The following is a 19,954-nucleotide window of genomic DNA, read 5'->3' as shown; positions in this document are numbered from 1 at the left end:
GCCGCTTGGCAAACAAAAAAATCCCGCCGAACAACCTCGGCGGGATTTTTATCAGTGAAGATCAGTTCATGTAAGTGAGGATGACCTTGGTAGGACATCCCTCCACACAGGCATTGCAGCCTGTGCATTTGCTGTAATCGATCTGCGCGACATTGTTCACCACATGGATTGCGTCAAACTGGCAGGCCTTTTCGCATTTGCGGCAGGCAATACAGCCGTTCTTGCAGACCTTGCGGGTCTGCGCGCCCTTGTCATTGTTGGCGCAGGCCACAAAGGTCGCCTTGCTCAGCGGCACCATGTCGATGATGTTCTTCGGGCATTTGTCCGCGCACAGCCCGCATCCAATACACTTGGAACGGATGATCGTCGCGGTGCCGTCGATGATCGATATCGCATGCTCCGGACAGGTGTTCACACAGTCGCCGAAGCCCAGGCATCCGTAGAAGCAGGCACTGTTTCCGCTGAAAAAGCTGTTGCAGGCTTCGCAGGTCTGAATGCCCTGGTAATCCATGCTCTTCTCCGTCGCCTCACAGGTGCCGTTGCAGCGTACACAGGCGTACATCCGTTCCACGCCTTCGCCGCTGTCGTCCATCCCCATGATGCCGGCAATGGATTTGCGCACCTCATCCCCGCCCGGACGGCAGAGCGTGATGGCCGCATGTTCGGATACAATCTGGTTTGCATAGGCGTCACAGCCGGCAAATCCGCAGGCGCCGCAGTTCGCGCCCGGCAATACGGCTGCAATCTCGGTGATTTTTGGATCGACCTTTACCTCGAAGACCTTTGCAAACACGGCGAGCATGATGCCCGCAAGCAGCCCGGTGCCGGATATCAGCAGGACGGGCAGAAGATCTGTCATAGACATCGTAATACCACCATTCCTTTAAAATCTCTGTTTATCTGAAAAGGCCTTCGATAACGCCGGTAAATCCAATAAACGAAAGGGATACAATGGACGCCGCAATCAGTGTGATCGGCAGGCCGCGGAACGATTTCAGCACATCGCAGTTCTCCATCTTGCTGCGAACACCCGCGAAGAGCACCATCGCCAGCAAAAAGCCGATGCCCGCGCCCAGTGAATTGACAATTGACTGGATAAAGTTGTAATCCTCCTGCACGTTCAGCAGCGTGACGCCCAGCACCGCGCAGTTGGTCGTGATCAGCGGCAGATAGATGCCCAGTGATTTATGCAGAGCAGGTATAAACTTCTTCAGGATGACCTCCACAAGCTGCACAAAGGTCGCGATGACCAGAATAAACACCAGCGTGTTCAGATAGGTCAGCCCATTCGGCAGAAGCACAAACCGGTAAATCGGATAGGTGAACACCGTCGCCATCAGCATGACAAAGGTGACCGCGATGCCCATGCCGGTTGCGGAATCGAGCTTTTTCGAGACGCCGAGGAACGGACAGATGCCCAGGAATTTGGAAAGTACAAAGTTGTTGACCAGAACGGCCCCCAACAGGATGATCAGCAGTTCTTTCATCAGTCAGCACTCCTTTCCTTGGAGGACGCCGTGCAGTCTCCCTCTCCCGCGTGGCCGCAGACCGAAGCGGACGGGCAGGCCGCGCATCCGATCGATTTGTTCGGCTTCTTTCCCTTGGTGATCATGGTGACCACCGCGATTGTGATGCCGAAGACGAAGAAGCCGCCCGGCGGCAGGATGAACAGCGGGAACGGCGCGGTCTCGAACAGCGTAATGCCGAACCAGGTGCCATTGCCGATGATCTCACGGATCGAGCCGATCACGATCAGCGCGATCGTGAAGCCGAGTCCCATGCCGATCGCGTCGAGGATCGAGTCAAACAGGGAATTCTTGCTGGCGAACGCCTCTGCACGTCCGAGGATGATGCAGTTGACGACGATCAGCGGAATATAGATGCCCAGCTGCGCATCCAGCTCAGGGGCAAATGCTTTTAAGAACATGCCGACGATCGTGACAAATCCCGCAATCACCACGATGTAACACGGGATACGCACCTTGTCGGGGATAATTTTGCGCAGCAGTGAAATGACAATGTTGGAGCCGAGCAGCACGAACAGCGTTGCAAAGCCCATGCCGATGCCGTTCTGCGCCATGGTGGTGACCGCCAGCGACGGGCAGGTTCCAAGGAGCAGCACGAAGACCGGATTTTCCTTTAAGAGGCCGTTGGTCAGCGTCTTAAGTCGGTTGTTGTTACTCATCGTTACTCAAGCTCTCCTTTCACCGTATCAAAGATATCCATCGCCGTGTTCAGGCAGGTCTTCAGCGCGGTCGAAGAGATCGTTGCGCCCGCCACGTTGTCGACGCCGGATATTTCATCCTTCGAAGCCTTTGACACATATTTTTCGAGATATTCCGGGACGGTCGTCTTGGTGCCGAGTCCCGGCGTTTCGCTGTTGGAGGTGACCTTGACGCCGGTGATTTTGCCGTCCTTGTCGATGCCGGCCATCACAACATAGTCGCCGCCGTAGCCCTGTGTCTGGGTGGTGATGACCACGCCGGAATTGTCGCTTGCCTTGTAGACCTCCGCACCCTCTTCCGTGAGGTTGGCCTCGATCTTCTCAAACTCGCTCGCGGCCGGATAGACCTCCGCGCGCGCCGCGTTTGCCTGTTCGAGGTTGGTCTTCTCGATCATCGGGGCGGTCAGGTTGTTGGAGGCGACCAGCGCGGTGGACACCACCAGGCAGATGATGGTCAGCACCAGCGCGGGAACCGCAAATTCCTTGAAGTAATTCATGCCTTCTTCACACCTCCAAATGGTTTGGTTTTACACAGCTTGTCGATGTGCGGGCACAGGATGTTCATCAGCAGAATCGCGAAGGAGGTTCCCTCCGGATAGGCGCCGTACACGCGGATCACCATCGTGATGAAGCCGCAGCCGAGCGCGAAGATGAACTTGCCCTTGGTGGTGACCGGGGAGGTCGTGTAGTCGGTCGCCATGAAGATCGCGCCGAGCACCACGCCGCCGCCGAGCAGCTCGTACAGCGGGTCCACGCCGAAGCACAGCGAGAGCACCGCGACCGTGCCGAAATATGTAACCGGGATAACCGGATGAATGATCTTTCTTGCCACCAGATAGATGCCGCCGATCAGCAGCGCGACAATACAGGTTTCGCCCAGGCTTCCGCCGCGGATGCCCAAAAGCATATCCGGCAGGGACGGAAGATTCGCCGTATCGCCGCCGGCGATCTGTGCGAGCGGCGTTGCGCCGCTGACGAGGTCCAGTCCGCCGTTTACCACCTTCGGGATGACCCAGTTGGTCATCGGCTGCGCAAACGCGACGAGCAGCGCGACCCTTGCGACGATCGCCGGATTCGCGAAGTTCTGGCCGATGCCGCCGAACAGCTGCTTCGTGACGACGATGGCGATGAACGCGCCCACAATGACAATCGGGATCGAGATGGTGGACGGCAGGTTGAAGGCCAAGAGGATGCCCGTGACCACCGCGCTCAGGTCGCCGATGGTGTTGTCCTTCTTGGTCAGCTTGCGGAAGAGGTATTCGAACACGACACAGGAAACCACGCTGACACAGATGATCAGCAGCGCGCGCAGCCCGAAGATCAGGGTTGATGCCACCACGGCAGGCAGAAGCGCCACAATGACGTCCAGCATGATAGAAGTGGTGGACACTCTGTTTCTCACATGGGGTGAGGAGGTTACAACCAGTTTGTTCAACATATTTTCACTCCTATCTTTTTGCAGCCCGAACCATCTTTTTGGAAAGGCGGTTGACGCCCACCAGATCCCGCTTTGCCGGGCAGGAGAACGAGCAGCAGCCGCATTCCATGCAGTTCATAACCTTTAATTTTTGTAAGGATTCCACATCCTGCATATCGAACGCCCGCTCGATCGCGGCAGGCATCAGACTGAACGGACAGGCGCGCACGCATCTGCCGCACCGGATACAGGCCGTGGTCTTCGGCGGATCGGTGTGTGCCTTGTCGAGCGCAAGGATGGCGTTGTTGTTCTTAATCAGCGGCTGGTCGTCGTCGGTCACCGCGATGCCCATCATCGGGCCGCCCATCAGGATCTTGGCGCATTCCCCGTTGTAGCCGCCGCAGAATTCCACGAGGTCCTTAATCGGCGTACCGATCGCCGCAATGATATTCTTCGGGTCCTTGATGGCCGAGCCGGCCACGGTGATCTTCTTGGTGATCAGCGGCATGCCGGTCTTCAGGTATTTTCCGATGAACGAGATGGTCGAGACGTTCATGACAATCACGCCGACATCGGCCGGAAGCTTGCCCTCCGGGACGACCCGTCCGGTCGTCTCATAGATGATGACCTTCTCCGCGCCCTGCGGATATTTCGAAGAAAGCGTGTGGACGGTGATCTCCGAATCATCATTTGTCTGCTTTTTAAACAGCTCGATGGCCTTCGGCTTGTTGTTCTCAATCGCGATGATGACCTTGTGGATGCCGAGATATTTCTGCACTGCCCGGATGCCGTCGAGCACATCGCCGGAATTCTCCATGCATTCGCGGTAGTCGCTCGTGATGTACGGTTCGCACTCCGCGCTGTTGATGACCAGCGTGTCAACCTCATCCGGATTCTTCGGGCTCAGCTTGATGAAGGTCGGGAAGCCCGCACCGCCAAGGCCGGTAAGCCCCGAAGCGCGCACCGCGTGCAGGAAATCCTCGCGGCTTCCTATCACCGGCGGTTTGATGCTCTCATCGACGGTCTGTTCCCCATCCGCATCGATCACGATCGCCTTGGTCTTGGTGCCGTTGGATGCGACAAAGTCCTCGACGCCGCTGACCGTGCCCGAGACGCTCGCATGGATCGGCACGGACAGGAACTTGTCGGTATCGGCAATCCTCTGGCCGACCTTGACCGTGTCTCCCTTCTTGACCAGCGCGTCGCAGGGGGAGCCCATATGCTGGATCAGCGGCAGAACGACCCTCGCAGGCGTCGGCATGACGACGCTCTCGAGTTCCGCCGTTTCCTTGTGGTGCACCACATGCACGCCGCTTAAATGCTTCTTTTTAAAATAAGCCATACTCTTTTTCCGCATTCCTTTCACTGATTGGTATGCCGGCTTTTTGACGCCGGACAGATGAAAACTGTCTCAAAAAACAGAGTCCAGAACTCCCCTCAGCAGGATTCTGTACTTTGAGACAATCTTTATAGAAGAGGGAATCTATCTCATCCGTATAAAACGGGATGAATCGGTGATTGCATCCGATGGGTTTTCCAGTACGCTGCAGCTATGTTCCCGCAGCTTGGCATGAACAGAGAGATGCGCCAAAGTCACACTGCGCTAAAATTGTACAGTCGGGCTTCCGTAACCTTTTTAGACCAGAAAACGCGCCTATACCGTATATTCCACCGGAATTGACAGCCGCATTTCCACAGCCTCGCACGAACAGATAAACGCGCCGGTCACAACTCGCCGGGATTATACAGCCGGGTTTCAGCAACGTTACATGAACAGATGAATGCACCAATATCAAGCTGGGCCGGAATGACACGGCCGAATGCTGTATTTCTGTACAAAGAAATATATCCGCCAATACGACGCGGTGCCAGAAAGATACGGCCGGGCTGCTGTAGCCCTGTTGTACGCGTCTATGTACCCAGCGGCATCCTGCCCTGAAATATGCTGCGTCCGCCCATATTCTGACCGCGCGATCATCCGCATAATTGATTTGACGGCTTATCTACCCGGCTTGATGCGCTCCAGCGCCGGCAGAAGCACTCTCAGCAGAAGGCCGGTCAGGATTCCCATCCCGACGCCGGAAACAAGCAGAACCGGCAGGTAGTAGGCGACCGAGAAGGTGCCCAGCAGCAATGTGACCATCGCAAGCTGCCCGATGTTGTGGAACACCGCGCCGAAGATGCTGAGAATCAGATAGGACGGCTTCCAGCGCTTTGGCAGTGTCAGCAGAAGCATCACACAAAGCGAAAGCATGCCCCCTGAAAGACTGACCGCCGCCGTGGTCAGAGAACTCGTCAGCAGCACAAACATCGATTTGAGCGCCGCGATGGCAAACGCCTGCGGCTTTCCCAGAAAGAACAGCGCGTACATCGTGATGATGTTCGAAAGCCCAAGCTTTACGCCCACCGGAAGAAACGGAGCCGGCGGCAGCATATTTTCAAGCCAGGAGAGCAGCAGCGCCAGCGCGAACAGCATCCCCATAAACGCCACCCGGTAAGCCGGCGAGGAACGGTTGTGTTTCATAAATTATACCCAATGAAATGTATATTCAGATTTCTGCGGATTAGGCGTGAACCTTTCCGCAAGTTCCGACGAGATGTAGACGTTTTTCTCACTGTCCACCGCAATGACATGGTAGTTTTCTTCATGCATCCGCGCAAGCGTGTAGTCTTTCCCGCCTATAAACAGCGTGGTGGACATGTAGTCGGTCAGGATTCCGCTTTCGGAGACCACCGATACCGAAATCAGATCGGTCTCGGCAGGATATCCGGTGCGCGGGTCGAGGATGTGGCAGTACCGCTTGCCGTCCTGCTCGAAATAACGCTCGTAGTCCCCGCTGGTCGCCAGCACAAGGTCCGGCATGACCAGCGAGCCGATGTACTCCTGATCTTTGCCGCGCGGGTCCTGGATGCCGATCTCAAAATCCGTCCCATCCGGCTTTGTCCCGATGATCAGCGTGTTGCCGCCGATGGACAGCATCGCCGACCGGACGCCGTTGCGCTCGTAGACCTCTCTTGCAGCATCGCAGGCATATCCCTTCGCAATGCCGCCGAGATCGACCGCCTGTCCGTTATAGCGCAGCATGACGCTTTGGGTTTCATCGTCGAACAGGATGTCGTCGAAGTTGATAAGCTTCTTCTTCTCTTCAATCTGCTCCTTGGGGGGAACGTGCGGATTTTCGCCTGTGATATCCCACAGCTTTGTCAGCGGCGCAATCGTGATATCAAACAGGCCGCCGCTTTGCCTGCAGTCCTCATAAGCGCGTTTCATCAGCGCATAGCCGTCTTTACTGAACGCGACGAAATCCTCCCCTGCCGCCTGGTTGAGCCGGGCAATTTCAGAGGAATCGATATACATCGAGAGCTGCCGCTCCAGATTTCCCAACGCGTCGGCGACATGAACGGCATTCTGCATACCGTTTTCCCCGTAAACCCGCTGGGTCACAAAGGTGTCCATGATAAAGTCGTCTTTTGCCGAATAACGGCTTTTCTTATTATAAAGGTTCTGCTGGAAAATAGCAAGAACCAATAATAAAATAATGCCTGTTAATAATAGGCCGGCCGCTATTTTTGCTCTGTTTGGCTGCTGGCCCGCCTTCGTCTCCTCCATGCTCCTCTGTTCCCCCTTATGTAAAAATATGACGGCACATCGCTAGGACCGCCCCGTCTCCGGGACAGTCTTTTCGCACTGCACAAATCCCGCACCGCTTTGCGGAAACCAGATACCTGCAGCGGCACTCCCGCCGGGAGCATCGGCTTTTCCCCTTTCGCCGAAAGCCGGTACTTCCGGCGGCCTGTCCACTTCCCTGCCAGGCCGGCCTTTCAGATGCTTTTCCGGCATGCCGGCCGGCCTGCGGGTCTGTTTTTATTTTCCATATTCCTTCAGACAGGCACAAAGGCTGCCCCGTCTCCGGGACAGCCTTCATCATTCAAATCAAACGAAAAGCCTTATTTGCTTTCCTCTTCATCGTCCGCCTGGCAGTCTTCGCAGCCGCATTCGATTTCGAATTCCAGCAGCTCGCCGCAGTTCGGGCAGTCCATCTTGCCGTCTTCCAGCATGGCTTCGTCGATGCAGATGGTGTCTCCGCAGCTCGGGCAGGTGACTTCGTAAAGCTCGTCGTCGTCAAAATCGAAGTCGTCATCGTCGTCGCAGCAGTGGCAGCCGTCCTCTTCGTCAAACTCGTAGTAATCCTCTTCCAGTGCATCGAGGTCCTCGTCGATGGCGTCGACCTGCTCAGCAAGCTCGGTCAAACCGTCGTCCAGATCCTCCACGGTGAACGCGATGTCTTCCAGGACATCGACAATCGCCTTGATCGCCTTATTTTCCTTTGCGGAGCTGTCCAGCTCCAGACCATCGATCAAACCCTTCAGGTATGCTACTTTTTCGGTAACGGTCATGGTTCTTTACCTCCTATAACCTCATATATAGTAATTGGTCTTTCTGGCCGCTCATGCCGGCGGAAATCCCGTTATGCGCGCTCCATGTATTCGCCGGTGCGGGTGTCCACGCGGATCATGTCGCCTTCGTTGATGAACAGCGGCACTTTGATCTCCGCGCCGGTTTCCAGCTTCGCCGGCTTGGTCACGTTGGTGGCGGTGTCGCCCTTGACGCCCGGTTCGGTCTCCACAACCTCAAGCTCCACGAAGAACGGCGGCTCCACGCCGAAGACGACGCCCTTGTAGGACAGGATCTTGCACTCCATGTTTTCTTTGATGAAGCGGAAGCTGTCGCCCAGCTTATCCTCGCTGATCGGCTCGCTTTCATAGGTCTCGTTGTCCATAAAGTAGTACAGGTTGCCGTCCTTGTACAGATACTGTTTGTCTTTTCTCTCGACGTACGCGGTCGGGAATTTATCGGTCGGGCTGAAGGTTTTTTCAATCACCGCGCCCGAGATGACATTGCGGATTTTGGTGCGGACAAACGCTGCGCCCTTACCCGGTTTTACATGCTGGAACTCGATGATCTGCATGACATTTCCATCCATGTCAAAGGTGACGCCGTTTCTAAAATCGCCTGCTGATATCATAAAATTTGACCTCCAAAAATTCAGTATAACAGATTTCCTTTCCCGCAGCATCAGGCTGACAGCCGGGCGGGTTGACTTGAACAGCCAGCGGTCAAACGCGTTCCGCCTGTATACAGTGCTGCTCAAACGATTACTTTATAAGTTTATATGAAAAGGAACATTTTTGCAAGTATTATTTTTAAATTTTGCCCCTATTCTATGAATTTGTTGAAAATATCATGGGAAATGCTATAATGGATAGGGAAAAGGCCGGGTCCATCGATTCTTATGGGGAAATTTTGTTCCCTTCTGCCACTATTATGGCGATTTTACAGGCCTTTTAAGCAGACGGCAATACAAAATCATGAAATAAAAGGGGAAGCAATATGGCTGAAAAGCTCAAAACCATCTACATATGCAGCGAATGCGGTTATGAAAGCCCGAAATGGAACGGCAAATGCCCCGAATGCGGCGAATGGAACACCTTCGTCGAGGAGGTGCGCAGCGCCGCGAAGGCGGGAAACACAAAATCCATTCCGACAAATGAGGCCGCGCAGTCCTTTAGCCTCGACGCGATCGACACCAAATCCGAGCAGCGGTACCTGACCGGCCTTTCGGAGCTGGACCGGGTGCTGGGCGGCGGCATCGTGCGCGGTTCGCTCGTGCTGCTCGGCGGAGAGCCGGGCATCGGCAAGTCGACGATGCTGCTGCAGATCTGTGAAAAGCTCGGGGAGAATTACCGCATCCTGTACATCTCCGGCGAGGAGAGCCTGCGCCAGATCAAGCTGCGCGCCAACCGGCTCGGCGTCAAAAGCGGCAGCCTGTCGCTGGCAACCCAGACCGACATCGAGACGGTCGTCAACACCATCGCGGCCGAAAAGCCGGATGTCGTCATGGTGGACTCGATCCAGACCATGAGCCTGCGCGGCGTCTCCTCCTCCCCGGGCAGCGTGACGCAGGTGCGCGAATGCACCAATCTTCTGATGCGCACCGCCAAAGCCGAGGAGGTGCCGATCTTCATCGTCGGCCACGTCAACAAGGACGGGGCGATCGCCGGCCCGAAGGTGCTCGAGCACATTGTGGACGCGGTGCTGTACTTCGAGGGCGACCGGCAGTTTTCCTACCGCATCCTGCGCACGGTCAAGAACCGTTACGGCTCCACCGGCGAAATCGGCGTGTTCGAGATGTCCGGCAAGGGGCTTTACGAGGTGGACAACCCGTCGATGATGCTGTTGGACGGGCGGCCTACCGGCGTATCCGGCACCTGCGTTTCCTGCATCATGGAGGGCTCGCGCCCGATCTTCGCGGAGGTGCAGGCGCTGGTGACCAAGACCGGCTTCGGCACGCCGCGGCGCACGGCCACCGGCTTCGACTACAACCGCATGTCGCTGCTGCTCGCGGTGCTCGAGAAGCGCGGCGGATATCATTTTTCGAGTCTGGACGCCTACATCAACGTGGTCGGCGGCCTGCGGCTGGATGAACCCGCCGCCGATCTGGCGGTCTGCCTGAGTCTGATCTCCAGTCTGACCGACAAGGCGGTCGACGACGACCTGATCGCATTCGGCGAGGTCGGCCTTTCCGGCGAAATCCGCACCGTGCAGAACGCCGAGAAGCGCATTCTGGAGGCCAAAAAGCTTGGCTTCAAATCCTGCGTGCTGCCGCGTTACGCGCTGCGCAGCATTGAAAATCCGGAGCGGTTTGAGATCAACCTGCTGCCGGTTTCCTCGATTGCACAGGTGATTCAGCTTTTAAAATAAACCGTTCGGCGGGCAGATGCATGCATCTGCCCGCCATTCTATTATGATGTGAAAGGATGTTCCAACCGCTGAACATCAGACAAAGAACGGAAAGCCCTGTTTATCTCAGAGAGAAAAACTTGACACGTGTTCACTGGAGCTTCACACTGAACCCTCCGAAACTGTCTGCAAAGGGATTAAAATATGGTACGTGACAGCCTGAAGAAACACAGGGAAGGCATCCTCTTCACTAAGAAATTGTGCTGCCCTTATACACTACTGTCTTTAAAACCTCAAATATATAAAATAGTATTGACTTTTCGTGCGAACAGGAATGCAATTAACGTGCGCACAACAAAAGGAGGTGAATTCATGGCGCAAAAAAAGCTGGGACGTCCTCCATCTGACGATGCCATGACGGACAGGATTTTCATTCGAGTGAGTAAGGAAACAAAGGAAAAGCTTGACGCATGTACGCAAGAGCTTCATGCCACTCGTTCCGATGTTGTCCGCAAAGGCATTGACATGGTGCATGACAGCCTGAAGAAATAGAGAGACGGCACCCTTCTCTCTAAGAAATGATGCTGCCTTCAAACGCAACTATTATTGATACACTAAAATGTAGAAAATGGTATTGACTTTTCATGCGCATAGGCATATGGTTAATATGCGCATTGAAAGCGAGGTGACTGTATGGCGCATAAGAAGATGGGACGTCCGCCATCTGACAATCCTTTGAAGGACAGAATTTTTGTATTAGTCGGCGACGAGACAAAGCGCAAGCTGGAGATATGCAAAGAAAAGTTAAAGACTACTACATCAGATGTGGTCCGCAAAGGCATTGATAAGATGTACGACGACCTCGAAAAATAAGTAAGAAGCGGTATCCTCCCGACAAGAAGAAATACCGCTTCCCCTTCGCGACCGCCGCAAGGGCAGGCCGCATAAATATTATACACTGTGCGGCGCGTTCTTGCAAGGTGTTGCGCGAATCAATACCGAAAGGACGGAAAAAATATGAGTAACATCTTAGAAGCGTTGGCGGACGATAATCTGTGTATCCATCCGCCCATATACAGGGGGAGTCCCGCGTACAGGGAAGCTGTCAGGACCATGTGCGAAACCGCTGAAGCACTTGAAGCGAAGCTGGACGACGGGGAAAAGGAACTGTTTGAGAAATTCTGTAACGCACAGGATGACGAGGGGCATCTCTATCAGGTGGAAACATTCATCCGGGGATTCCGAATAGCGGCACTGATGCTGTTTGAGGTGTTCGCCGCCGGTGACGCTGATTTCATTTCCGGAAAAGAAACGGAATAAACGCAAAACCCGGGGAGTCGCGTGTCTCTGTCGTTTCGACACGCGGCTCCCCGGGATGTTACGCCGTCCGCTCATTCGGACATCCTTACCGGGATACCTTACGGAATTCAAGCATTCTGGATTCCGGCATGCACACCTTCTTCTTGGCGGCAGGCTTGGGGCTTTTCCGCATCCGCTATGCTGGAGTAATAGTAGCAGCCGTCCGCCTTTGAAGCGGTGAGCGGCGTCATGGTGTCAAGCGAACAGTAGCCGTCCTTCTGATGCGTACAGTTTTTGTCGCACAAAATGAGATTCACGTTCAGGTCATCCCCTTCTTTAAAAATCATTTGCTTCTATCTTTTGTGATTCCATATGGAATATGCACATGCATAAAATAAAAAACATACAACGGATGAAACGGTTCCATATATGGTAAATGCATACAAATCAATCTTCTTATTTTTGGACAACACTGCCAAATTTCATCGTTCTTAAATCAATTATTTCAATTAATATTTACAGCTATAACAAGTTGTGATACAATAATTTTTGTAAATCCTGTGTTTTTTTCGGTTATATAGGAAGTAAATTTCGGTAACCGGATGTAGAAAGATGTAATAATGAGAGTTTTAATCTTGAATTTGTGATCGATTTAGAAAACATTTTGATCTTTTAGAACATCTGCATTCCATTACACCTGCTGCATAAAAAGCACAGGGTTATTTTTTTAAGAAGAGAGGGATCCGCTATGAAAAAAAGACTGTTGTCGCTCGTGCTGACAGCCGGTATCTTGTCGACAAGCCTGAGCATCACAGCCTTTGCAGACGCCGAATGGACAGGCAGCGAATGGAACGGGCAGAGCGCCGTGTTCGAGATCAATCGGGAACCGGGCAGGACTACCTTCTATCCGTATGATTCGGAACAGACGGCTCTGACCAGAGAGAAGGAACAGTCACCCTACTACCAGCTTCTGAACGGAATCTGGAAGTTCAGCTGGTCCAGCAATCCCGCGGAGCGCATCCGCGCTGTCGACCCGGATGTGGTCAACGCCGATTACAACGATTCCGGCTGGGACGACATCAAGGTGCCGAAGAGCTGGGACACCGTGCTGACTGAAGAAAAGGATTGGAAGTACAACGCGCCGATTTACACCAACATCACCTATCCGTGGACCGGCGTGGAAAACCCGAGCTGGCGAAACGCCGAAGCGCCGACCAAGTTCAACCCGGTCGGCACCTACCGCAAGGAATTCGACCTGAACCCCGACTGGAAGGGCCGCGAGGTCTTCTTAAACTTTGAAGGCGTCGAAAGCGCGTTCTATCTGTGGGTCAACGGCCGCCAGGTCGGCTACAGCGAGGACACCTTCACCCGCAAGGAGTTCAACATCACCGATTACCTGACCGACGGCAGAAACGTCATCGTGGCCGAGGTCTACCGCTGGAGCGACGGCAGCTGGCTGGAGGATCAGGATATGATCCGCTTCTCCGGCATCTTCCGCGACGTCTACCTGACTAGCAAGGATCAGGTGGAAATCCGCGATTTCGCGGTCAACACCGACCTGGACGCGGATTATGTGGACGCGGACCTGTCGGTCAACGTGGACCTGCGCGACTTCGGCGCGGACGACGCCAAGAAGGAGGATCTCAAGCTCACCGCCAAGCTGTATGACAAGGACGGCAAGGAGCTTGCGTCCAATCGAATGGAAAGCCCGGTCAGCGTCTCCGCGAACGGCGAGGCCGCCGTGGAGCTCTCCACCCATGTGGAAAGCCCGGCACTCTGGTCGGCGGAGCATCCGAACCTGTACACGATGCTCTTAACGCTGTCCAATAAAGACGGCATTGTCGAGACGACCTCCCAGCGCATCGGTTTCCGTGAGATCGAGCTGGTCAACCAGGGAACCAACCAGGCGCACATCCAGATCAACGGCAAACGCATCGTCTTCAAAGGCGTCAACATCCATGAAAACGACTACACCGACGGCCGCGCCGTGCGGCAGGAGCTGCTGGTCAAGGATGTCGAGCTCATGAAGCAGAACAACATCAACTCAATCCGCATGTCGCACTACCCGCACGACATCCGGCTGTACGAGCTGGCGGATGAATACGGACTGTACATCTGCGACGAGGCGAATATCGAAACCCACGGCACCTGGAGCTACAGCGACACCTCCAACGGCATGCCGTCCAGCCGCGACGAATGGCGCGCCGCCTGTGTCGACAGGGTTGCGAGCATGTTCGAACGGGACAAGAACTACCCGAGCGTCGTCATGTGGTCGCTCGCAAACGAGGCCGGCTCCGGCAATGTCTTCCAGACGCTGAACCAGTACCTTAAGGACAGCGATATCCAGGGACGCCCGACCCACTATGAAGGCCAGAGCTCCTGGACCGACACCCTGTCCCACATGTACCCGAGCGTCAGCACCATCTACAGCCAGGCGTCGAGCGGCACCAAGCCGTATATCGTCTGTGAATACGCCCACGCGATGGGCAACGCGCTCGGCAATTTCAAAGAATACTGGGATGCGTTCCGGTCCGGCGTCAACACGCAGGGCGGATTCATCTGGGACTGGGTCGACCAGTCGGTCGAAACCCCGCTGAAATCCACCTACGAGCTGGTCGATCAGGGCCCGAACGGCTATAAGACCTCCGTGGCAAGCCCGCTGACCGATGCCGGCGTATCCGGCGAAGCGGACGACTACGCGCTCAAATCCGCCGCGGAATATTCGAACGCGCCGGCTCTCAACATCAATGGCTCCATCACGCTGGAAGCCTGGGTCAAGCCGGAAACGGACAAGGACCACAATGTCATCCTGGCCAAGGGCGACACGCAGTTCGCGCTCAAGCACACCAAATCAAATGACGTCGCGGGCGGCAACGCGATCGAATTCTTCATCTACAACCAGGCCGGCACCAGCACGGCGACCAAATGGATTTCCGTGCAGGCCGCAACCCCAGCAGACTGGTTCGGATCATGGCATCATGTGGCCGCAACCTTTGACGCGGCGTCCAAACAGATGTACATTTACATAGACGGCGCCAAGGTGGGCGAGAAAACCGCGCCGACCAGCAGCTATACGGTCAACAGCTACAACTTCGCGGTCGGACGCGACACCGAGCACGGCTCCTCCCGCGATTTCGGCGGACTCATCGACCAGGTGCGTGTCTACAACCGGGCGCTGAGCGGCGATGAGCTGAGCAGCGGCACGAGGACTCCGCAGGACGACGGCGTCGTGCTCTGGGAGGACTTCGACGTCACGACCGAAATCCCGCCGGTTGCTCAGAGTTACTTTGCTTACGGCGGCGACTGGGGAGACAATCCGAACGACGGCAGCTACTGCCAGAACGGCATCGTTTTCCCGGACAGAACACCGCAGCCGGAGCTGGTCGAGGTCAAGAAGGTTCAGCAGGATGCCTTGATGGAGTTGACCGATGCCGCCGGCGGCACCGTCTCGTTCACCAATGAATTCCTGTTCACCAACCTGAACGAATACAATCTGACCTGGAGAATTGTCGAGGACGGCAAGGCCATCCAGACCGGCGACATGACGGTCGACGTCGAGCCGCTGAGCACCAAGGAAATCCAGATTCCATACGAAAAGCCGGAGCTGAAGGCCGGTTCGGAGTACTTCCTCGAGCTGAGCCTCACATTGAAGGAAGGCACCATCTGGGCGGACGCGGGCTTCGAAATCGCCAGCGAACAGCTTGCGCTCGACTATGACGTGCCGGCTGTCAAGGCGCAAAGCCTGTCCCAGATGCCTCAGGTCAGCATCAGCCAGACCGACGACAGCATCTCCGTCACGGGCAAGGACTTCTCGGTCAGCTTTGATCCGGCCACCGGCTCGATCACCAGCTTTATGCAGGACGGCAAGGAGCTGTTCACCGAAGGCCCGGCGCCGAACTACTGGCGCGCGCCGGTGGAAGGCGACCGTCCCTCCGGCATGAAGAACGGCATGAACAAATGGCGCTATGCCGGCGCGAACCGCACCATCACCGACGTCGCGGTTGAAGAGATCGGCGACGGCGTCAAGAAGATCATCTTCAGCGGCACACTGCCGACCACCGGCTCCGCCTCCCGGTTCACGATGGCCTATACCGTCTACGGTTCCGGCGAAATCACGGTGGACAATACCCTCATACCGGGAAGCGGGCTCAACTCGTCCGACGACGTCATCCCGGTGATCGGAAACCTGATGCAGCTCCCGTCCGAATTCGAGAACATCACCTGGTATGGACGCGGCCCCGAAGAAAACTATATTGACCGCCGCACCGGCAACGATATCGGCATCTATTCCGGTACCGTCGAGGGACAGTACGTCCCGTACACCCGTCCGACCGAAAACGGCAACAAGACCGATGTCAGATGGGTCGCGCTGACCAACGACGAAGGCGCCGGACTGCTTGCCAGCGGCGAAAACCTTGAGATAGGCGCACTGCACTACACGCCGGAACAGCAGACCGGGCTCCGTCATCCGCACGAGATGCAGAAGACCGAGGACGTCGTGCTGAGCGTCAACTACAAGCAGATCGGCGTCGGCGGCGCATTCGCGGCAGGCGGATGGCCGATGGAAGAATACCTGATCCGGCCGAACCAGACCTACAAATACTCCTACCGTCTGAAGGGCATCTCCGGCTTCGACGCCGATAAGGCGATGAGCGAAAGCAAAAAGGTCTTTACGACCGCCGGCATCTCCGATATCAAGGTCGAAGGCGTCTCGATCGGCGGCTTCGATAAGGACACCCTGGATTACACTTATCAGGTCATCAAAAATGGATTCGAAGATGTCCCGCAGGTCAGCGTGGACACCGTCAGCGACGACATCCAGGTGGAGATCACACAGGCTTCTGAGGTTCCGGGCACCGCGACCATCCTGGTCACGAACGGTGTCGGCGCGCAGAAGACCTACACCGTGAACTTTGAGGGACCGCATGACCAGATCTACCTGAGCGATCTTGGCTGGGCTTCGGCCACCATCGGCTGGGGCAGCATCGGCAAGGATCAGAACCTCAACGGACACAAGCTTGTCCTTCGAAACCTTGCCGGTCAGAAACAGACCTATGACAAGGGCATTGGAACCCACGCGAATTCCGAAATCGTCTACAACATCGAGGGCCGCGGCTACGACCGCTTCACCTCCTGGGTCGGCCTGGATGCCGAGCAGGGATCGGCCACCAATCCGCTCGGATCGGTCCGCTTCTACGTCTATGTGGACGGCGTCAAGGTCTTTGAGACCGCAAGCATGAACTCCAACAAGCCGGCGGTATTCGTCGATGTCGACGTGCGCGGCGCGAAGGAGCTCAAGCTGGTTGTCGACGACGGCGGCAACGGCAACTCGAACGACCACGGCGACTGGGCGGATGCGAAGTTCACAGCCTTCCCGAAGGGTGAACTCGGCAACCAGCTCCAGAGCGACGTCTATACGGTTGACCGTGCCATCGGCGTCATCAGCGGCGTCAAGGCAAGCACCAAGCTGGCTGCGTTCAGCAAGGGCTTCTCAAACCCGAACGGCATTGTCCGCATCATGGACAAGGATGGAAACGCCATCGACAACAACCAGAACATCGGCACCGGCTTTGCAGCGCAGCTCGTTGGAACCGACGGTGAAATCCTCGACCAGATGGCCATCGCGGTCAGCGGTGACGTGAACGGCGACGGCGTACTGGGCATCTTCGACCTGGTCTTCACCAAGATGCAGATTCTCGGCGCTTCGGAATTCGACACCGTCACGATGATCGCGGCGGACATGAACGGCGACGGCCGCATCAACATCTTCGATCTGCTGCAGCTCAAGCTGGAGATCCTCAACAACACCGGCGAAGAGGGCTCGTTTGTACCGGGCTCCTACTGGACCGATACCGACGGCGAATTCATCCAGGCGCACGGCGTCGGCATGCTGTACGATGAAAACACCCATAAATACTACATGTACGGCGAGTACAAGGATTACGACTCCATCGATGCCCCGAACGTTTCGGCGGGCGGCGTCTCCTGCTACTCCTCGACAGACCTCTATAACTGGAAGAATGAAGGCGTCGTGATGCCGGCGGCCATCACCCGCGACGACATTGCGCAGAACCCGCTGTATGCCGACCTTTCCGATGAAGAGATCGACACGGTCTTCGACGCGATCAACGTGACCCGCGTCATCGAGCGTCCGAAGGTCCTGTACAATGACAAGACCGGCCAATATGTCATGTGGATGCACATCGACGGACCGAACCCGGATTACGGTTCCGGCAACTATGCAAGGGCATGGGCCGGCGTCGCGGTCAGCGATTCCCCGACCGGACCGTTCAAATTCCTGTGGGCGGGCAACCTCAACACCACAGAGGGAACCGTCGCGATGGGCAACACCGGTATGGCGCGCGATATGACCCTCTTCAAGGATGACGACGGCACCGCCTATATCGTCTATTCCTCGGAAGAAAACCGCACGATGTACGCGTCCAGGCTCAACGAGAACTACACCGGCATCTCCGCCGATCCGGATTTCATCGGCATGGACTACGAAACCGCCAATGTCGAGTACGCGAACTCCGGCGCACCGGGCATCCCGGCGTCCAGCTCGACCACCGATATTAACGCGGCGGACTTCTCGAGAATCGTCTACAACGGTTCCCGCGAGGCGCCGGCCATCTTCAAATATCAGGGCAAGTACTATATGGTCACCTCCGCGCTGTCCGGATGGGCGCCGAACAAGGCGAAGTACCATGTCGCGGACAGCATGTTCGGCCCGTGGACCGATATGGGAGATCCATGCATCGGTGACACTGAAGGCAATACCTTCTACACCCAGTCCACCTATGTCCTCCCATACGACGCGGCAAACGGCAAGTTCATTTACATCGGCGACCGCTGGAATGAACTGAACCTCAAGGACTCCAGACACATCTGGCTCCCGATCCAGCTCAAAGAGGACAACAAGATTTCAATCTCCTGGTATGATGAATGGGATCTGAACATCTTCGGCAGCGAGGTCAGCACCATCGACCCGGCCACCACGGCGGTCGGACAGCTTCCGAACCTGCCGAGCACCGTGGATGTCAAGCTGGGCGACGGCACAACTAAAGCGTATGACGTCACCTGGAACATGAACGCGTCGCAGTTCGGCACCCCGTTCAGCATCGTCACGGTCAGCGGCGTGATCAAGGACTTCTACAACATGCCGATCTCCGTGAAGGTCATGGTTGCCCCGACCGAAGACGCGCTGAGCAATATCGTCTATGCGGTCAACTGCGGCAACCCGTCCGCCGCTTCTTCGGATGCGGACTACAGCTTCCTTCTTGAGACGGCGAAGGCAAACGGATCGGCCCTGCTCAACTCGGCGGCCGACCAGGCGTTCGGCGCGGATGCCGAAACCGGCTCCAGCTGGGGCTTCGGCGCGATTCCGGGCACCTCCGGCTACGCAGTGCCGGGAACCTCCGGTTCCGCAGGCGCGGGCATGGGTTACACCATCCGCTATGCGACCAACAATAAGGGCTTCGGCTACACCTTTGACGTTGAGCCGGGCACCTACACGGTTTACATGGCCACCTATGACCCGTGGTCGCAGTGGTCGCCGTCGGGACGCAGGCCGACCAATGTATTCCTGAACCAGGCCTACAGTGCATCCCCGGTAGAAGGAACCTACACCCGGGTGAACATCACCGGCAATGTACAGCTCACCGAGCTTCCGCAGGTCACGGTCACGGATTCCGGAGATTTTGCAAACAAGCTTCAGCTGAGCATTGTCAACAGTTCCCCGAGTACCGGCAACACCGACCCGATGTGCAGTTACATCATTGTTGTTAAGAACTGACAACATACCATCTCATGTCAAAGGGCCTTGCAGGTTTCACTGCAAGGCCCTTCTCTTTTTATATAATTATATAAAAAAACTCCGAGCCCGCAGGTTATCGGAGTATGATCCGCAAATTTATAGTTCAATGCTGCAATTTGTTCTTTGTTATACATTAGGTATGATGTTGTTCCGCTGTGGCACAGCGGTCTTGCTTTGTCTGCCAAGTGACACTTGGCTGTGTGGTCGTTGTTCCGCTGCAGCTCAGCGGCCTTTCGCTGTCTGCCAAGTACCACTTGGCAGGGTGGTCATTGTTCCACTGTATCGCAGCGGTTTTTCTTTGTTTACCAAGTACCACTTGGCTGTGTGGTCGTTACTTCTTTGCGCGGCCAAAGAAGTAACCAAGAAAGGCCGTTCAAGGGGGCCATACACTGTGCCGCTCCTGGCCAGATGGCCCCCTTGAAAATCCCCTCTGATATCCCTTTTTCCGCTTCGGCC

At 55.9% G+C, this 19,954-nt stretch carries 16 protein-coding genes; 5 read left to right on the top strand and 11 right to left on the bottom strand.

Annotated elements, in window-relative coordinates:
- Positions 1–61 precede the first annotated feature (61 nt).
- From BN348_RS02705 to efp, 10 genes are all read right to left on the bottom strand, one after another.
- On the bottom strand, positions 62–865 hold the full coding sequence (locus BN348_RS02705) for an RnfABCDGE type electron transport complex subunit B (RefSeq protein ID WP_040196020.1): 804 nt from the start codon (positions 863–865) through the stop codon (positions 62–64).
- A 31-nt stretch (positions 866–896) separates the two neighbouring features.
- A complete protein-coding gene (gene rsxA / locus BN348_RS02700) occupies positions 897–1,487 on the bottom strand; it encodes an electron transport complex subunit RsxA (RefSeq protein ID WP_040196018.1) in 591 nt (196 codons plus the stop codon).
- A complete protein-coding gene (rsxE, locus tag BN348_RS02695; RefSeq protein WP_040196015.1) occupies positions 1,487–2,185 on the bottom strand; it encodes an electron transport complex subunit RsxE in 699 nt (232 codons plus the stop codon). The genes rsxA and rsxE overlap by 1 nt, the downstream gene beginning before the upstream one ends.
- 2 nt (positions 2,186–2,187) lie before the next feature.
- Positions 2,188–2,721, bottom strand: a complete 534-nt coding sequence (locus BN348_RS02690) for an RnfABCDGE type electron transport complex subunit G (RefSeq protein ID WP_040196014.1) — start codon at positions 2,719–2,721, stop codon at positions 2,188–2,190.
- A complete protein-coding gene (locus tag BN348_RS02685) occupies positions 2,718–3,662 on the bottom strand; it encodes an RnfABCDGE type electron transport complex subunit D (RefSeq protein WP_040196013.1) in 945 nt (314 codons plus the stop codon). The genes BN348_RS02690 and BN348_RS02685 overlap by 4 nt, the downstream gene beginning before the upstream one ends.
- A gap of 10 nt (positions 3,663–3,672) precedes the next feature.
- Positions 3,673–4,983: an electron transport complex subunit RsxC gene (gene rsxC, locus BN348_RS02680; RefSeq protein ID WP_052446654.1), complete on the bottom strand. Its 1,311-nt coding sequence runs from the start codon at positions 4,981–4,983 to the stop codon at positions 3,673–3,675.
- Between the two features lie 657 nt (positions 4,984–5,640).
- Positions 5,641–6,165 (bottom strand): Gx transporter family protein, encoded by a 525-nt coding sequence (locus BN348_RS02675; protein ID WP_040196012.1) that lies wholly within the window; start codon positions 6,163–6,165, stop codon positions 5,641–5,643.
- Between the two features lie 3 nt (positions 6,166–6,168).
- Complete coding sequence (locus tag BN348_RS02670) at positions 6,169–7,251, bottom strand: FAD:protein FMN transferase (RefSeq protein WP_082020748.1); 1,083 nt, start codon at positions 7,249–7,251, stop codon at positions 6,169–6,171.
- A 338-nt stretch (positions 7,252–7,589) separates the two neighbouring features.
- Entirely contained in the window at positions 7,590–8,039 is a 450-nt protein-coding gene (locus BN348_RS02660; RefSeq protein ID WP_040196009.1) for a CD1247 N-terminal domain-containing protein, read from the bottom strand.
- A 71-nt stretch (positions 8,040–8,110) separates the two neighbouring features.
- Positions 8,111–8,668 carry an elongation factor P gene (gene efp / locus BN348_RS02655; RefSeq protein ID WP_040196007.1) on the bottom strand — a complete coding sequence of 186 codons (558 nt, stop codon included), beginning with the start codon at positions 8,666–8,668 and terminating at the stop codon, positions 8,111–8,113.
- Positions 8,669–9,033: 365 nt separating this feature from the next.
- Here efp and radA point away from each other — a divergent pair, with 365 nt between their 5' ends.
- The 4 genes from radA to BN348_RS02635 all read left to right on the top strand — a co-directional run bounded on the left by radA (position 9,034) and on the right by BN348_RS02635 (position 11,703).
- Positions 9,034–10,404, top strand: coding sequence for a DNA repair protein RadA (gene radA / locus BN348_RS02650; protein ID WP_040196006.1), 1,371 nt, complete (start codon positions 9,034–9,036; stop codon positions 10,402–10,404).
- 351 nt (positions 10,405–10,755) lie between these two features.
- Positions 10,756–10,935 carry a CopG family transcriptional regulator gene (locus BN348_RS02645; protein WP_040196023.1) on the top strand — a complete coding sequence of 60 codons (180 nt, stop codon included), beginning with the start codon at positions 10,756–10,758 and terminating at the stop codon, positions 10,933–10,935.
- 141 nt (positions 10,936–11,076) lie between these two features.
- Positions 11,077–11,256, top strand: coding sequence for a ribbon-helix-helix domain-containing protein (locus BN348_RS02640; protein ID WP_040196005.1), 180 nt, complete (start codon positions 11,077–11,079; stop codon positions 11,254–11,256).
- A gap of 144 nt (positions 11,257–11,400) precedes the next feature.
- A complete protein-coding gene (locus BN348_RS02635) occupies positions 11,401–11,703 on the top strand; it encodes a DUF6809 family protein (RefSeq protein ID WP_052446652.1) in 303 nt (100 codons plus the stop codon).
- 107 nt (positions 11,704–11,810) lie between these two features.
- Here the strand turns inward: BN348_RS02635 and BN348_RS02630 are convergent, their stop codons facing one another.
- Positions 11,811–11,999, bottom strand: coding sequence for a hypothetical protein (locus BN348_RS02630; RefSeq protein ID WP_156136393.1), 189 nt, complete (start codon positions 11,997–11,999; stop codon positions 11,811–11,813).
- Positions 12,000–12,430: 431 nt separating this feature from the next.
- Between BN348_RS02630 and BN348_RS12895 the strand changes: the two genes are divergently transcribed.
- Positions 12,431–19,477, top strand: coding sequence for a glycoside hydrolase family 2 TIM barrel-domain containing protein (locus tag BN348_RS12895; RefSeq protein ID WP_052446651.1), 7,047 nt, complete (start codon positions 12,431–12,433; stop codon positions 19,475–19,477).
- Positions 19,478–19,954: the final 477 nt, after the last annotated feature.

It is taken from the genome of Candidatus Soleaferrea massiliensis AP7, assembly GCF_000820765.1.
Taxonomy (GTDB): Bacteria; Bacillota; Clostridia; order Oscillospirales; family Ruminococcaceae; genus Soleaferrea; species Soleaferrea massiliensis.
This window is presented reverse-complemented; position numbering and strand designations above follow the sequence as displayed.

Coding starts and splice junctions, on each gene's coding strand:
- BN348_RS02645 (WP_040196023.1), top strand. CDS start 10,756: ATGGCGCAAAAAAAGCTGGGACGTCCTCCATCTGACGATGCCATGACG.
- rsxC (WP_052446654.1), bottom strand. CDS start 4,983: ATGGCTTATTTTAAAAAGAAGCATTTAAGCGGCGTGCATGTGGTGCAC.
- BN348_RS12895 (WP_052446651.1), top strand. CDS start 12,431: ATGAAAAAAAGACTGTTGTCGCTCGTGCTGACAGCCGGTATCTTGTCG.
- radA (WP_040196006.1), top strand. CDS start 9,034: ATGGCTGAAAAGCTCAAAACCATCTACATATGCAGCGAATGCGGTTAT.
- BN348_RS02635 (WP_052446652.1), top strand. CDS start 11,401: ATGAGTAACATCTTAGAAGCGTTGGCGGACGATAATCTGTGTATCCAT.
- rsxA (WP_040196018.1), bottom strand. CDS start 1,487: ATGAAAGAACTGCTGATCATCCTGTTGGGGGCCGTTCTGGTCAACAAC.
- efp (WP_040196007.1), bottom strand. CDS start 8,668: ATGATATCAGCAGGCGATTTTAGAAACGGCGTCACCTTTGACATGGAT.
- BN348_RS02705 (WP_040196020.1), bottom strand. CDS start 865: ATGTCTATGACAGATCTTCTGCCCGTCCTGCTGATATCCGGCACCGGG.
- BN348_RS02660 (WP_040196009.1), bottom strand. CDS start 8,039: ATGACCGTTACCGAAAAAGTAGCATACCTGAAGGGTTTGATCGATGGT.
- BN348_RS02640 (WP_040196005.1), top strand. CDS start 11,077: ATGGCGCATAAGAAGATGGGACGTCCGCCATCTGACAATCCTTTGAAG.
- rsxE (WP_040196015.1), bottom strand. CDS start 2,185: ATGAGTAACAACAACCGACTTAAGACGCTGACCAACGGCCTCTTAAAG.
- BN348_RS02675 (WP_040196012.1), bottom strand. CDS start 6,165: ATGAAACACAACCGTTCCTCGCCGGCTTACCGGGTGGCGTTTATGGGG.
- BN348_RS02685 (WP_040196013.1), bottom strand. CDS start 3,662: ATGTTGAACAAACTGGTTGTAACCTCCTCACCCCATGTGAGAAACAGA.
- BN348_RS02690 (WP_040196014.1), bottom strand. CDS start 2,721: ATGAATTACTTCAAGGAATTTGCGGTTCCCGCGCTGGTGCTGACCATC.
- BN348_RS02670 (WP_082020748.1), bottom strand. CDS start 7,251: ATGGAGGAGACGAAGGCGGGCCAGCAGCCAAACAGAGCAAAAATAGCG.